Source organism: Streptomyces sp. NPDC107500 (assembly GCF_055582785.1).
The window spans coordinates 42,951-57,280 of record NZ_JBVJPF010000005.1 but is presented as its reverse complement, the minus strand read 5'-3'; the positions used below and the strand labels follow the sequence as shown (position 1 = coordinate 57,280).

15 protein-coding genes and 2 tRNA genes are annotated in these 14,330 nt (G+C 71.0%); 9 read left to right on the top strand and 8 right to left on the bottom strand.

Annotated elements, in window-relative coordinates; genetic code table 11:
* Positions 1–7: 7 nt before the first annotated feature.
* From ACZ67M_RS20500 to ACZ67M_RS20470, 7 genes are all read right to left on the bottom strand, one after another.
* Positions 8–622 (bottom strand): response regulator transcription factor, encoded by a 615-nt coding sequence (locus ACZ67M_RS20500; RefSeq protein WP_361356507.1) that lies wholly within the window; start codon positions 620–622, stop codon positions 8–10.
* Positions 619–1,881: a sensor histidine kinase gene (locus ACZ67M_RS20495; protein ID WP_469852585.1), complete on the bottom strand. Its 1,263-nt coding sequence runs from the start codon at positions 1,879–1,881 to the stop codon at positions 619–621. Before ACZ67M_RS20495 ends, ACZ67M_RS20500 begins: the two co-directional genes overlap by 4 nt.
* Positions 1,882–1,928: 47 nt before the next feature.
* Positions 1,929–2,741, bottom strand: coding sequence for an ABC transporter permease (locus tag ACZ67M_RS20490; RefSeq protein ID WP_469852092.1), 813 nt, complete (start codon positions 2,739–2,741; stop codon positions 1,929–1,931).
* Positions 2,738–3,730 carry an ABC transporter ATP-binding protein gene (locus tag ACZ67M_RS20485; protein ID WP_469852091.1) on the bottom strand — a complete coding sequence of 331 codons (993 nt, stop codon included), beginning with the start codon at positions 3,728–3,730 and terminating at the stop codon, positions 2,738–2,740. Before ACZ67M_RS20485 ends, ACZ67M_RS20490 begins: the two co-directional genes overlap by 4 nt.
* Before the next feature lie 143 nt (positions 3,731–3,873).
* Positions 3,874–3,946 (bottom strand) — tRNA-Gly (locus tag ACZ67M_RS20480).
* A gap of 80 nt (positions 3,947–4,026) precedes the next feature.
* A tRNA-Gly gene (locus ACZ67M_RS20475) sits at positions 4,027–4,098 on the bottom strand.
* Positions 4,099–4,225: 127 nt separating this feature from the next.
* On the bottom strand, positions 4,226–4,543 hold the full coding sequence (locus ACZ67M_RS20470) for a histone-like nucleoid-structuring protein Lsr2 (RefSeq protein ID WP_064728688.1): 318 nt from the start codon (positions 4,541–4,543) through the stop codon (positions 4,226–4,228).
* Between the two features lie 340 nt (positions 4,544–4,883).
* On the opposite strand from ACZ67M_RS20470, the gene purS reads away from it, so the two are divergent.
* The 9 genes from purS to purM all read left to right on the top strand — a co-directional run bounded on the left by purS (position 4,884) and on the right by purM (position 13,952).
* The gene (gene purS, locus ACZ67M_RS20465; RefSeq protein WP_122616955.1) at positions 4,884–5,156 is read left to right on the top strand and encodes a phosphoribosylformylglycinamidine synthase subunit PurS; all 273 of its coding nucleotides are present in this window, start codon (positions 4,884–4,886) and stop codon (positions 5,154–5,156) included.
* A complete protein-coding gene (gene purQ, locus ACZ67M_RS20460; protein ID WP_061443786.1) occupies positions 5,153–5,833 on the top strand; it encodes a phosphoribosylformylglycinamidine synthase subunit PurQ in 681 nt (226 codons plus the stop codon). The genes purS and purQ overlap by 4 nt, the downstream gene beginning before the upstream one ends.
* The gene (gene purL, locus ACZ67M_RS20455; protein ID WP_392010966.1) at positions 5,830–8,088 is read left to right on the top strand and encodes a phosphoribosylformylglycinamidine synthase subunit PurL; all 2,259 of its coding nucleotides are present in this window, start codon (positions 5,830–5,832) and stop codon (positions 8,086–8,088) included. Before purQ ends, purL begins: the two co-directional genes overlap by 4 nt.
* A gap of 123 nt (positions 8,089–8,211) precedes the next feature.
* A complete protein-coding gene (locus ACZ67M_RS20450) occupies positions 8,212–8,718 on the top strand; it encodes an ArsR/SmtB family transcription factor (protein WP_469852088.1) in 507 nt (168 codons plus the stop codon).
* Positions 8,719–8,746: 28 nt separating this feature from the next.
* Complete coding sequence (locus ACZ67M_RS20445; protein ID WP_467320424.1) at positions 8,747–9,580, top strand: M23 family metallopeptidase; 834 nt, start codon at positions 8,747–8,749, stop codon at positions 9,578–9,580.
* 9 nt (positions 9,581–9,589) lie between these two features.
* Positions 9,590–10,387 carry a maleylpyruvate isomerase family mycothiol-dependent enzyme gene (locus tag ACZ67M_RS20440; RefSeq protein WP_469852086.1) on the top strand — a complete coding sequence of 266 codons (798 nt, stop codon included), beginning with the start codon at positions 9,590–9,592 and terminating at the stop codon, positions 10,385–10,387.
* Between the two features lie 72 nt (positions 10,388–10,459).
* Entirely contained in the window at positions 10,460–11,248 is a 789-nt protein-coding gene (locus ACZ67M_RS20435) for an META domain-containing protein (protein ID WP_361356492.1), read from the top strand.
* A 62-nt stretch (positions 11,249–11,310) separates the two neighbouring features.
* Positions 11,311–12,837 carry an amidophosphoribosyltransferase gene (gene purF, locus ACZ67M_RS20430; protein ID WP_392010954.1) on the top strand — a complete coding sequence of 509 codons (1,527 nt, stop codon included), beginning with the start codon at positions 11,311–11,313 and terminating at the stop codon, positions 12,835–12,837.
* Positions 12,838–12,884: 47 nt separating this feature from the next.
* On the top strand, positions 12,885–13,952 hold the full coding sequence (gene purM, locus ACZ67M_RS20425; protein WP_392010951.1) for a phosphoribosylformylglycinamidine cyclo-ligase: 1,068 nt from the start codon (positions 12,885–12,887) through the stop codon (positions 13,950–13,952).
* A gap of 69 nt (positions 13,953–14,021) precedes the next feature.
* Here the strand turns inward: purM and ACZ67M_RS20420 are convergent, their stop codons facing one another.
* A complete protein-coding gene (locus ACZ67M_RS20420) occupies positions 14,022–14,276 on the bottom strand; it encodes a DUF3073 domain-containing protein (RefSeq protein ID WP_122616965.1) in 255 nt (84 codons plus the stop codon).
* Positions 14,277–14,330 lie beyond the last annotated feature (54 nt).

Below are 14,330 nucleotides of genomic sequence, written 5' to 3'. Positions count from 1 at the left end.
TCAGCCACTATACCCAACCCCGCTCCCGTGCGAGACGCACCGCCGCGTGCCGGTTCTCCGCCCCGAGCTTGCCGGCGGCCGACGACAGGTAGTTCCGCACGGTCCCCTCGGCGAGCGCGGCACGCTCCGCGATCTCCGACACGGGTGCTCCGTCGGCGGCGTGTTCCAGTACTTCCGTCTCGCGCGCGGTCAGCGGCGAGTCCCCGGCGGAGATCGCGTCGGCGGCCAACTCCGGGTCGACGTAACGGTTTCCGGCGTGCACCGTGCGGATCAGCTCGGCCAGCCGCTGGGCGCTGGTCGTCTTGGGCACGAACCCGCGCACCCCCGCCGCGAGCGCCCGTTTCAGGTGCCCGGGCCGGCCGTGACTGGTCACGATCAGCACCTTGCAAGCGGGCAGCTCGGCCCGCAGCGATGTGGCGACCTTCACACCGTCGGCGCCGGGCATCTGCAGATCCAGTACGGCGACGTCCGGCCTGTGGGCCCGCGCCATCGCCAGGGCCTCGGGACCGGTGGCCGCCTCGGCGACCACGACGAGGTCGTCCTCCAGGGAGAGCAGGGCGGCCAGGGCGCCGCGGATCAGGTGCTCGTCGTCGGCGAGCAGCACGCGCACGGGGTCCGTCACGACGTCACCTCCCGCGCGGCCGGGGTGTGCGGTGGCAGCGGCACCTCGGCCGTCACCCGGAACACGCCCTTGCGCACGGTCCCCGCCTCCAGTGCCCCGTCCACCACGGACAGCCGCTCCCGCAGCCCGGCCAGCCCGGAACCGCCGGACCCGGTGGGCGCGTCCGCGTCCGCCGAGGGACCGGTCCCGTCCGGGACCCCGTCGTTCTCCACCGTCAGCACTACCCGCCCCTCCGACATCCGCACCGCCACGGCCACCCTCTTGGCGTCCCCGTGCCGCAGCACGTTCGTGGTCGCCTCCCGCACCACCCACCCCAGCGCCGACTGCACCTCGGCGGGCAGCCCGGCCGTCTTACCGGTGACCTCCGCCACGATGCCCGCCGCCGAGAGCACACCCCGGGCACCGGCCAGCTCGACCTCCAGGTCGACCTCCCGGTAGCCGCGTACGACGTCCCGGACCTCGCGCTGCGACTCCTGCGCGATGCGCTGCGCCTCGATCATCTGCTCCACCGCCTCCGGCCGCCCGCGCCGGGACAACTGGACGGCCAGTTCGCTCTTGAGCGCGATCACCGCCAGGTTCCTCCCCATCACGTCGTGCAGGTCCCGGCCGAACCGCAGCCGTTCCTCGGCGACCGCCAGCCGGGCCCGGGTCTCCTTGGCGTCGTCGAGCGCGTAGACCGCCTTGAGCAGCCAGACGGAGAACACCGCGGTGGCGGCGAGGAACGCCCCGGCCAGCAGCAGAACGCCTCCGGTGGCCAGCGCGCCGCTCCAGGACAGGCCCACCGCGAAGGCCACGAGTCCCGCGCCCACCGCGAACCCGGCGACCAGCGCCATGACGCGCCGCCGCCGGTCGTGCACCCCGAGGGCCAGCGCACCGACGCCGAAGCCCTGGACGCCCACGAAGACCCCGAGGGCCGCCGCGTCCACGTCCTCGCCCGCCGGACCGTGCTCCGCCAGTGCGATCGCGACGACCGCGACGACGGCGGTGAGCACGCCGAGCCCCCACAGCTGACGCATCGGCGGCGGCCGGCGGCCGAGCGTCCAGTCCAGGGCCCGCGAGGCGGTCGCCATGCACGCCGCGGCGTGGGTGACGACCATCAGGGACAGCAAGGTCGCGAACCCCGGCCCGACCTGGCTGAAGGTCGCCAGGCCGATGCCGCCGATCTCGCTCACCCCGAAGAAGTGGAACGACCACCGCGTGTACGTCTCCACCTTCTCCGGCGTGTTCTTCCGCCGCCACCATCCGCCTGGCCTGCGCATCCGCCCGCCGCTCCCGCTCATCCCGTACGTCTCGCCCGTCCCGTACGTCAGTGCCGTGGCTCCCAGCGGAACCACCGTCGTACAGCAAACACCGCGACCACGATCCAGGCCACCGCCGTCACCACGGCGCCCAGTGCCTCACCGCCCGACAGGTCGCCGGTCCAGCCGCCGCGCACCAGGGTGATCACCGGCGTCATCGGCAGCAGTTCGCAGACGGCGGCCAGGCGGTCGGGAAGCAGCTCCAGCGGCACGAACATGCCGGAGCCGAGCATCGAGACGAACATGAAGGGCAGCGGCGTGACCTGCGCGCTCTCACCGGTCCGGGTGAAGCTCGCGGTGACCCCGGCGAGCGCGGCGCACAGCACGAGACCGAGCAGCAGCCCGAGGACGGAGAGGTGGACCGCGGACGGCGCGGACAGGTCGAGCAGCACGGCGCAGCCCACGGCGAGCAGCAGGGACTGCACGAGCCCGCTGAGCAGGGCCGGCGTCGCGGATCCGGCGAGGATCTCGACGTCGCGCAGCTCACCGGTGCGCAGCCGCTTGAGGACGAGTTCCTCGCGGCGGACGACGAAGACGCCGACGAGCGCCGAGTAGACGGCGAACAGCAGGGAGAAGCCGATCGCGGCGGGCAGGACCAGCGTGCCGGTGGTCAGACCGGCCCCGGCGAGGTCCATCTCCTTGGCCGCCGACTTCACGCTGAACGGCAGCACCAGCGGCACGAACAGGGCGGCGAAGAGGGTGCCCTTGTTCCGTCCGAGGAGGGTGAGTTCGGCGCGGGCGAGGGCGGCCATGCGCGTCCTCGGCGTGCTGACGGGGGTGTTCACGGCGGGTGCCGCGGCCCGGGTGCCGGTGGCGCTCATGTCGCGTACTCCTTCGTCGTCTTCGGGGCGGTTGGGTCGGACGCCCCGTCGGCGGTCCTCGCGGACACCTCTTTGGCGATGCTCAGGAAGGCCTCTTCCAGGGAGGCCGAGCGGACGTCCAGGCGGCGCAGCTCCACTCCGGCCTGGCCGGCCCACACCAGCAGACCGGTGGCCGCGCGCTGGAGTTCGTGGGTGCGCAGCCTCACCATCCGGCCCTCGACCTCGTGGCCGCTGACCCCCAGGCCGTCGAGCGGGGGCAGGTCGCCGACGAAGTAGCCCGCGGGCAGTTCGAAGGAGATCCGGGACGGCTGTGCGGCGGTCACCTCGGCCGGGGTGCCGGTGGCGGCGATCCGGCCCTCGTGCATGATCGCGAGCCGGTCGGCGAGGTTCTCGGCCTCTTCGAGGTAGTGCGTGGTCAGCAGCACGGTCGTGCCCTGGTCGCGCAGCGCGCTCACCAACTCCCAGGTGTCCCGGCGGCCTTCGGCGTCCAGTCCGGTGCTGGGTTCGTCGAGGAAGAGCACCTCGGGGTCGCCGAGCAGCGCGAGCGCCAGGTCGAGCCGGCGCCGCTGGCCCCCGGAGAGCTGCTTGACGCGGGTGCCGGTCTTCGACTCCAGTCCGACCAGCCCCAGGACCTCGGCCGGCGGGCGGGCGCCGCTCACGCACCCTGCCCACATGCGGGCCGTCTCGGCGACGGTCAGCTCGGAGGGGAAGCCGCCCTCCTGGAGCATGACCCCGGTGCGGGGGCGTACGGCGGCACGCTCGGTGTAGGGGTCGTGCCCGAGGACGCGTACCCGGCCGCCGGCCGGGGCGGCGAGCCCCTCCAGCAGTTCGACCGTCGAGGTCTTGCCGGCGCCGTTGGTGCCCAGCAGCGCGAAGACCTCGCCGCGGCGCACGGAGAAGTCGATACCGCGCACGGCCTCGAACCCGCCCCCGTACACCCGCCGCAGGTCGGTGACCTCAATCACGTGTTCGTGTCCGTTGGTTTGCATGCTTCAAGCCTTCCGGGCATCCGGGCCGCGTAACAGTGCGGGCCGTCATCACCGGACATGACAAATGTCAGGGGTGATGTCGCCGGGTGTCACCGGGCGCACGAAAAGACCCCGGTCCGTGGAGGACCGGGGTCTGATTCCCGAGCGGACGACGAGGCTCGAACTCGCGACCTCAACCTTGGCAAGGTTGCGCTCTACCAACTGAGCTACGTCCGCATTGCCGCCGACCGGCCTTCACCGATCGGTGCGAGCACCAGCCTACCTGATCCAATCGGGTCATCGGTACGGCTGTGCAGAGCGGGTGACAGGAATTGCACACTGCGCCTTCCCCCTGGAAGGGGGATGTTCTACTACTGAACTACACCCGCATGTTCCGTGGGCCCGGCCCTTCGGCCTCGCCCCTCGGCGTGCTCCAGACTTTAGCTGATCACCCGGGGTGCCGCGCAAGTCGGTTGCCGCGAGGGGCGACTGAGCGGCCGTCGGCCGCCGCCGGGCTCACCGGGCCGCGGCGAACGCCTCGTAGACCTTCTTCGGGATCCGGCCCCGCGCGGGCACGTCCATCTTGTTGGCCTGGGCCCAGGCCCGGACCGCCGCCGGGTCCGGCGCGACCTCCGTCTGCCGGTACGCCTTGCCGGACCTCGACCGCTTGCGGCCGGCCGACACGTACGGCTCCAGGGCCTTGCGCAGTTTCCGGGCATTGGTTTCGTTCAGGTCGATCTCGTACATCCGGCCGTCCACACCGAAGGCGATCGTCTCCGCCGCTTCCGAGCCGTCGATGTCGTCAAAGAGAGTGACCACGACACGCTGCGCCACGAATATCGGTCCCTTCGTGCGGCATCTCCGCGATGACGTGCCAGGACGCCGCGATGATGCCGACTGTTCGCCTGTAATTGGGCAAAGTATCGGCTAATGACATTTCATTTGTACAGTGCCCGGCATTGCAATGGGAAGCCCGACTAAATCTCTTGGCGTGTCCGCCGCGCAATAGGTGTCCGGGGCCGATCCGGGATCTTTCCCGAAGCTTTTCTCCGGCGTCCCCCGCCGATGCCCAATCGTGATCGGGCTCACGTAGTTTCCTCCAAGGCTACGCGCGTAGAAATTTTGTACGGGTAGTCTGAAGGGACCTGCTCAGCACCACACACCGGGAGTGCCAGTGGCACGCGTCGTAGTCGACGTCATGCTCAAGCCGGAGATCCTCGACCCCCAGGGCCAGGCGGTGCAGCGCGCACTGCCGCGGCTGGGTTTCGAAGGGATCTCGGACGTCCGCCAGGGAAAGCGATTCGAACTGGAAGTGGATGGGCCCGTCGACGACGCCGCCCTCGCCCGCATCCATGATCTTGCGGAATCCTTCCTCGCCAACACCGTGATCGAGGACTTCACCGTCAAGGTCGAGTCGGAAGACGCAGTCGCGGAGGCCGTGAAGTGACCGCTCGTATTGGCGTCGTCACTTTCCCCGGCAGTCTCGACGACAGGGACACGCAGCGCGCGATCCGCGTCGCCGGCGCCGAACCCGTCGCCCTCTGGCACAAGGACAAGGACCTCAAGCAGGTCGACGCCGTGGTGCTCTGCGGTGGTTTCTCTTACGGCGACTATCTGCGGGCCGGCGCCATCGCGCGTTTCTCGCCGGTGATGGACACCGTCATCGACCAGGCGAAGGCCGGTCTTCCGGTACTGGGCATCTGCAACGGCTTCCAGATCCTCACGGAGGCCCACCTGCTGCCCGGCGGCATGCTCGGCAACGACCACCTGCACTTCATCTGCCGCGACCAGAAGCTGCGGGTGGAGAACGCGGGCACGGCCTGGACCAGCGACTACACCGCCGGCCAGGAGATCCACATCCCGCTGAAGAACATGGACGGCCGGTACGTCGCCGACCGGCGGACGCTGGACGAGCTGGAGGCCGAGGGCCGCGTCGCCTTCCGCTACGTGGACTTCAATCCGAACGGTTCGCTCAACGACATCGCGGGCATCACCAACGCCGCGGGCAACGTCGTCGGCCTCATGCCGCACCCCGAGCACGCCGTCGAGCCGCTGATCGGCACCGGCCGCACCGACGGCCTCCCGTTCTTCACCTCGATCCTCAAGAAGCTGGTCAACGCATGAGCCGGACGCCTCTGGACACGGTCGAGCACGCGACCGCGACCCCCGACGTCGAGCTGCCCTGGGCCGAACTGGGCCTGAAGAAGGACGAGTACGAGCGGGTGGTGGAGATCCTCGGCCGCCGCCCGACCGGCGCGGAACTCGCCATGTACTCCGTCATGTGGTCCGAGCACTGCTCGTACAAGAGCAGCAAGGTCCACCTGCGCCAGTTCGGCGAGAAGGCCCCCCAGTCCGACGCGATGCTCGTCGGCATCGGCGAGAACGCCGGTGTCGTCGACGTCGGCCAGGGCTACGCGGTCACCTTCAAGGTCGAGTCGCACAACCACCCGTCGTACGTCGAGCCCTACCAGGGCGCGGCGACCGGCGTCGGCGGCATCGTGCGCGACATCATCGCGATGGGCGCGCGTCCCGTCGCCGTCGTGGACCCGCTCCGCTTCGGCGCCGCGGACCACCCCGACACCAAGCGCGTGCTGCCCGGCGTCGTCGCCGGCATCGGCGGCTACGGCAACTGCCTGGGTCTGCCCAACATCGGCGGCGAGGTCGTCTTCGACGCCTGCTACCAGGGCAACCCGCTGGTCAACGCCGGTGCCATCGGCGTCATGCGGCACGAGGACATCCACCTCGCCAAGGCGTCCGGCGCGGGCAACAAGGTCATCCTGTACGGCGCCCGCACCGGCGGCGACGGCATCGGCGGCGCGTCGATCCTGGCCTCCGAGACCTTCGACGACGCCAAGCCGTCCAAGCGCCCGGCCGTCCAGGTCGGCGACCCCTTCCAGGAGAAGCTGCTCATCGAGTGCACCCTGGAGGCGTTCGCCGAGAAGCTGGTCGTCGGCATCCAGGACCTCGGCGCGGCCGGCCTGTCCTGCGCGACCAGCGAGCTGGCGTCCAACGGCTCCGGCGGCATGCGCGTGACGCTGGACGACGTACCCCTGCGCGACTCGACCCTCTCTCCCGAGGAAATCCTCATGAGCGAGTCGCAGGAACGCATGTGCGCGGTCGTCGAGCCGGAGAAGGTCGACCGCTTCCTGGAGATCTGCGAGAAGTGGGACGTCATCGCCACGGTGATCGGTGAGGTCACGGACGGCGACCGTCTGGAGATCTTCTGGCACGGCGGCAAGATCGTCGACGTCGACCCGCGCACCGTCGCCCACGACGGCCCGGTCTACGAGCGCCCCTACGCCCGCCCCGAGTGGCAGGACGCCCTCCAGGCCGACGACGCGAACAAGCTGCCCCGGCCGCAGTCGTCCGACGAGCTGAGGGACCAGGTCCTGAAGCTGGTCGGCTCGCCGAACCAGGCGTCCAAGCAGTGGATCACCCAGCAGTACGACCACTTCGTGCAGGGCAACACCGTCCTCGCCCAGCCCGAGGACTCGGGCATGATCCGCGTGGACGAGGAGTCCGGCCTCGGCGTCGCCATCGCCACCGACGGCAACGGCCGCTTCGCCAAGCTCGACCCCTACACGGGCGCGCAGCTGGCCCTCGCGGAGGCGTACCGGAACGTCGCGACGACCGGCGCCAAGCCGCTCGCGGTCTCCGACTGCCTCAACTTCGGCTCGCCGGAGGACCCCGCGGTCATGTGGCAGTTCGCGGAGGCCGTGCGCGGCCTGGCCGACGGCTGCCTCCAGCTCGGCACCCCGGTGACCGGCGGCAACGTCTCGCTCTACAACCAGACCGGCGAGGCGGCCATCCACCCGACCCCGGTCGTGGCGGTCCTCGGCGTCATCGACGACGTGGCCCGGCGCACGCCGGTCGCCTTCCAGGAGGACGGCCAGCTGCTGTACCTCCTCGGCGACACCCGTGAGGAGTTCGGCGGCTCGGCCTGGTCCCAGGTGGTCCACGACCACCTCGGCGGCCTGCCCCCGAAGGTCGACCTGGAGCGCGAGCGGCTGCTCGGCGAGATCCTGATCTCCGCTTCCCGCGACGGCATGATCGACTCCGCGCACGACCTGTCCGACGGCGGTCTGGTCCAGGCGGTCGTCGAGTCGGCGCTGCTCGGCGGCAAGGGCGCGCGTCTGGTCGTACCGGACGGGCTCGACGCCTTCACCTTCCTCTTCTCGGAGTCGGCGGGCCGCGCGGTCGTCGCCGTCCCGCGCTCGGAGGAGGTCCGCTTCAACGACATGTGCGGCGCGCGCGGCCTGCCCGTCACCCGCATCGGCGTGGTCGACGGCGACGCGGTGGAGGTCCAGGGCGAGTTCTCCCTCTCCCTGACCGACCTGCGCGAGGTCCACGAGGGGACGATCCCGGGGCTGCTGGCCTAGGAGTCGCACCAGGTGAAAGGGCCGTCCGGAACCTTCCGGGCGGCCCTTCCGCATGTCCGGGCGGCGCCGGGCCGCGGACCGCGGGCCTTGCGCGAGATTACGTAGTTACGTAATCTCAAACGAGTGGAGCAACTGGAACAACGCGTCGCCGATCTCGAACGGCGGCTGGCGGCACTGGAGGAGGTCGGGGAGCGTCCCGCTCCCCGACCCGGTGAGGGCGACTTCTGGGCCCTGGAGGGACTGAAGGCGCAGCTCACCGAGTTGGGCGCGGCGGACGGCGGCGTCCTGTTCACCGGCTCCGTCCGCCTCGCGACCGGGGAGCAGTACGCCTGGCAGCACGGAGCGCTCACCGAGGGACTGTTGGACGCCGACTGGGCCGAGTCCGCCGAGGTGTTCGCCGCGCTCGGCCACCCGGTACGGCTGCGGCTGCTCCGCGAGATCCTCGGCGGCCGGCGCACCGCGGCCGAACTCGCCGAGCTGGACGGCGTCGGCACGACCGGCCAGATCTACCACCACCTGCGCCAGCTCACCGGCGCCGGCTGGCTGCACACCACCGGCCGGGGACGCCACGAGGTGCCGCCGGGGCGGGTCGTACCGCTGCTCGTGGCGCTCTCGACGACCCGGCACTGACCGGGAACACCGCGACCAAGGGGGAACCATGTCCGGACGCAAGCTCGCCATGACGGCCTTCCGCATGTTGCAACTGGCCTTCGTCGGCGCGGTCGCGGCCAGTGTGCTCTTCGACCTCGAACACCCCTGGTGGTGGACCTTCCTGCCGCTGGTCCTCGCGTACGTCCTCATCACCGTGGTCAACCGTTGGGGCGGCGCCCCGGACGCCCCCGGCACCGCCCGCGAACCCGTCGAGGTCGGCCCGCCCGTGACCGGCCGCTGGTCCGCGCTGAACAGCCCGGCCGACCGCACCCCGAGCCACGGCATCCACGCCTACGGGCAGACCTTCGCCATCGACCTCGTCGCCGAGCCGGAGCCCGGCGCCCGCCCCGGCTTCCGCGCGCTGTGGCCGATCGCCCGCCGCAACCGCGACTTCCCGGCGTTCGGCGCCCCGCTGCTCGCGGTGGCCGACGGCACCGTCGTCCGGGTCTGCGACACCCAGCGCGACCACCTGAGCCGCACCTCGCTGCCCGCGCTGCTGTACCTGATGATCCTGGAGGGCTCGGTCCGCGAAATGGCCGGCGTCCGCCGCATCATCGGCAACCACGTCGTCCTCGACCTCGGCGACGGCATCCACGCCCTGTACGCCCACGTCCGGCGCGGCTCCCTGGCCGTCCGCGAGGGCGACCGGGTCACCGCCGGTCAGGTCCTGGGGCGCTGCGGCAACTCCGGCAACTCCACCGAGCCGCACGTCCACTTCCAGCTGATGGACGGCCCCGACCCGGACACCGCCCGAGGGGTCCCCTTCACCTGGCACGACCTCGGCGTCCCCCGCAACGGCGAGGTCTTCGAGGCCCCCTCGCCGACCGGCGCATCCGCATAGGCTCGCCCCATGCCGCCCGCCAGAAGACGCCCCCGCGCCTACGACCCCGCCCGCACCCGTGCCGCCGTTCTCGCTCAGTTCGGGAACGTGCGGGCGGCCGTCCGCGGCCTCACGGCCGAGCAGCTCGCGTTGCCGACCCGGCTCGGGGACTGGACCGTGCGGGAGCTGGTCGCGCACGTCGGGATGGCGCTGACCGCCGTGGACCGGCTGCTCGGCGAGCCCGAGCCCGCGCGGCAGGACGGGCGGCTGCTCGACTGGCCGTTCGCGATCGCCGCCGACGCGGACGCCATCGCCGGCACCGCCCGGCGGCTGGCCGCCGACCACCCCGACCTCGACGCCCACCTCTCCGACGTCGAACGGCGCTTCACCGAGCGCCTCGACACCCACCCGGGCAGCCGCCTGCTCCCCACCAGCGCGGGCGCGCTGCCGCTCGCCGACTACGTCGTCACCCGCACCGTCGAACTCGTCGTGCACACCGACGACCTCACCGCTGCCGTGCCCGGCCTCGAGATCCCCCTCGACCGGCAGGCCCTGGCCGCCGCCACCCGGCTGCTCGCCGACGCGCTCGCCGTGAAGGCGCCCGGCGCCTCGACCGAGGTGCGGATCCCGCCCTACGCAGTCGTCCAGTGCGTCGAGGGCCCCCGGCACACCCGGGGCACTCCGCCCAACGTCGTCGAGACCGACCCGCTGACCTGGGTCCGGCTGGCCACCGGGCGGCTGACCTGGAAGGACGCCGTGGCCGAGGCGAAGCTGAGCGCGAGCGGCGAGCGGGCCGACCTGGGTGCGCTGCTGCCCCTGCTCGCCTGACCGGGCGACGGCCGCCGCCGGCCACGGGGAGAGCGGGGGGAACCAGATCCTCCAGTCCTCCGTCGAATCGCCATGTACAGGCAGAAGCAGCAGCGAAGGAAGACCCTGACCGTGGCGGCCGTCGCCGCGCTCGTCCCGCTCGCCGCGGCCTGCGGCAGCGAGAAGGCGGACGACGGCAGCGCCTCCGTAGGCGCCGGAAAGCCCATCACCGGCGTGCAGTGGAGCATCGACAGCGTCACCGTCGACGGCACCACCCACAAGGCACCGGACGAGGCGCGGGTCCGGATCGACGACGCCGGCGAGGCGGAGGGCAGCACCGGCTGCAACACCTTCAGCGCGCGCGCCGACGTCAAGGGCGAGAGCGTCCGGCTCACCGACGCCATGTTCACCGAGAAGGCCTGCGACAAGACGCCCGTCGAGTTCGAGAAGTCCCTCGGCCGCGCCCTCACCACCGGCACGCTCACCACCGAGAGCGAGGGCGACGGCCTGACGTTCACCACCTCCGGGGGCGACACCGTCGAGCTGAGCCGGGCGAAGGACGCGTCCCTGTACGGCACCAAGTGGACCGTCACCAGCCCGGCCCAGCAGGACCGCGCCCACCTCACCTTCGACCCGGAGGCCAAGACCGTCTCCGGCCGCCTCCCCTGCAACCGCGTCAACGCCAAGGCCACCGTCAGCGACGGCCGTATCACCGTCGGCGCCCCTTCCACGACCCGAATGATGTGCGAAGGCTCACTCATGGACGCCGAGAAGCGGATGCTGAGCTTCCTCAAGGGTCCGGTCGATTACCGGATCGATCAGGAAACCCTCACCCTGACCAGCGAAGACGGGAAGACCGTGCGAGCCGTGGCCGATCGGTGACCCACTGGTGAGCCGAAATCCCAAATTCGGACCAGTGGTCGATCTCGCCTACACTCGGTGGCGTGCCACGTGGTGACGGTCGACTCAATCACGATCTGCTTCCAGGCGAGAAGGGCCCCCAGGACGCATGCGGCGTCTTCGGTGTCTGGGCTCCGGGCGAAGAGGTCGCAAAGCTCTCCTACTTCGGGCTCTACGCCCTCCAGCATCGAGGCCAGGAATCCGCGGGTATCGCGGTAAGCAACGGTTCCCAGATCCTCGTCTTCAAGGACATGGGCCTGGTCTCCCAGGTCTTCGACGAGACCTCACTCGGTTCGCTCCAGGGTCACATCGCGGTCGGTCACGCCCGCTACTCGACCACCGGTGCCTCCGTGTGGGAGAACGCCCAGCCGACGTTCCGTGCCACCGCGCAGGGTTCCATCGCGCTCGGGCACAACGGCAACCTCGTCAACACCGCCCAGCTCGCCGAGATGGTCGCCGACCTGCCCAAGCAGGACGGCCGCTCCACCCGGGTCGCGGCGACCAACGACACCGACCTGGTCACGGCCCTGCTCGCGGGCCAGGTGGACGACGACGGCAAGCCGCTGACCATCGAGGAGGCGGCCGCCAAGGTGCTGCCCCAGGTGCGCGGCGCCTTCTCCCTCGTCTTCATGGACGAGCACACCCTCTACGCCGCCCGTGACCCGCAGGGCATCCGCCCGCTGGTCCTCGGGCGGCTGGAGCGCGGCTGGGTGGTCGCCTCCGAGTCCGCCGCCCTCGACATCTGCGGCGCCAGCTTCGTCCGGGAGATCGAGCCGGGCGAGTTCGTCGCCATCGACGAGAACGGCCTGCGCACGTCGCGATTCGCAGAAGCGAAGCCCAAGGGCTGTGTCTTCGAATACGTGTACCTGGCCCGCCCGGACACCGACATCGCCGGCCGCAACGTCTACCTCTCGCGCGTCGAGATGGGCCGCAAGCTGGCGAAGGAGGCCCCCGCCGAGGCCGACCTGGTCATAGCGACCCCGGAGTCCGGCACGCCCGCCGCCATCGGGTACGCCGAGGCCTCCGGCATCCCCTTCGGCAACGGTCTGGTCAAGAACGCCTACGTCGGCCGCACCTTCATCCAGCCTTCGCAGACCATCCGCCAGCTGGGCATCCGCCTGAAGCTGAACCCCCTGAAGGAAGTCATCAAGGGCAAGCGGCTGGTCGTCGTGGACGACTCCATCGTCCGCGGCAACACCCAGCGGGCCCTGGTCCGCATGCTCCGCGAGGCCGGCGCCGCCGAGGTCCACATCCGGATCTCGTCCCCGCCGGTGAAGTGGCCCTGCTTCTTCGGCATCGACTTCGCGACCCGCGCCGAGCTCATCGCCAACGGCATGAGCGTCGAGGAGATCGGCACCTCCATGGGCGCCGACTCGCTCGCCTACATCTCCATCGACGGCATGATCGAGGCGACCACCATCGCCAAGCCGAACCTGTGCCGCGCCTGCTTCGACGGCGAGTACCCGATGGAGCTGCCCGACCCCGAGCTGCTCGGCAAGCAGCTCCTGGAGACCGAGCTGGCCGCCGGGCCCGCCGGTACGGCCGCCGCCGACGCCATCCGTCGCCCGTAGCCGTCCGTCCGCAATACCTGCCGTACGACACGAAGGTCTTAATCGTCATGCCTGACACAACTGGTGCCAGCTACGCAGCCGCGGGCGTCGACATCGAGGCGGGCGACCGCGCCGTCGAGCTGATGAAGGAGTGGGTGAAGAAGACCCGCCGCCCCGAGGTCCTCGGCGGCATCGGCGGCTTCGCCGGCCTCTTCGACGCCTCCGCCCTCAAGAACTACGAGCGCCCCCTGCTCGCCTCCGCCACCGACGGCGTGGGCACCAAGGTCGACATCGCCCGGCAGCTGGGCGTCTACGACAGCATCGGCCACGACCTGGTCGCCATGGTCATGGACGACATCGTGGTGTGCGGCGCCGAGCCGCTCTTCATGACCGACTACATCTGCGTCGGCAAGGTCCACCCCGAGCGCGTCGCCGCGATCGTCAAGGGCATCGCCGAAGGGTGTGTACTGGCCGGCTGCGCCCTGGTGGGCGGCGAGACCGCCGAGCACCCCGGCCTGCTCGGCGAGGACGACTTCGACGTCGCCGGCGCCGGTACGGGCGTCGTGGAGGCCGACCGGGTTCTCGGCGCGGATCGCATCCGTACGGGTGACGCGGTGATCGCCATGGCGTCCTCCGGGCTTCACTCGAACGGGTACTCGCTCGTCCGGCACGTCCTGCTGAACGAGGGCGGCCTGGCCCTCGACGCCCACCTGGACGGTCTGGGCCGCACCCTCGGCGAGGAGCTGCTGGAGCCGACCAAGATCTACTCCCTGGACTGCCTGGCCCTCCTGCGCACCACCGAGGTCCACGCCTTCAGCCACGTCACCGGCGGTGGCCTCGCGGCCAACCTGGCCCGTGTGATCCCCGACGGGCTGCACGCCGTCGTCGACCGCTCCACCTGGACCCCGGGCGCGATCTTCGACCTCGTCGGCCGTACCGGCCGGGTCGAGCGCCTGGAGCTGGAGAAGACCCTGAACATGGGCGTGGGCATGATCGCGATCGTGCCCGAGGAATCGGCGGACGTGGCCCTGACGACCCTGGCCGACCGCGGCGTGGACGCCTGGGTGGCCGGCGAGATCACCGACCGCACGGACCACGAGACGGGCGCGGCACTGGTGGGCGACTACGCCGGCTGAGACCCCGCGGGTAGCACAGAACCCGGCCGGTGACATACGTCACCGACCGGGAACCTGCTCAGTGCAAGGTCAAGCGCCGCGTCGCTGTTGGCCCGGGGACTGGCCGTCCTCGTCCTCGTCGTCGTCCTCATAGAGGTCGGCGTACTTGGCGTACACGTCATCGTCTTGCTCATCGTCCTCGAATTGCTCGCCATTCGGCGGTTGCGAATTCGACGGCGATGCGCCCAGCTCCTCGGCCAGGCGGGAGAGATCAGTCCCACCGCTGTTGTACTTCAGCTGGCGGGCGACCTTCGTCTGCTTGGCCTTGGCCCGGCCGCGCCCCATGGCTCGACCCCCTCAACGACGGGGCTCGACGGCCCCAGAGTCTTGACACGCGTT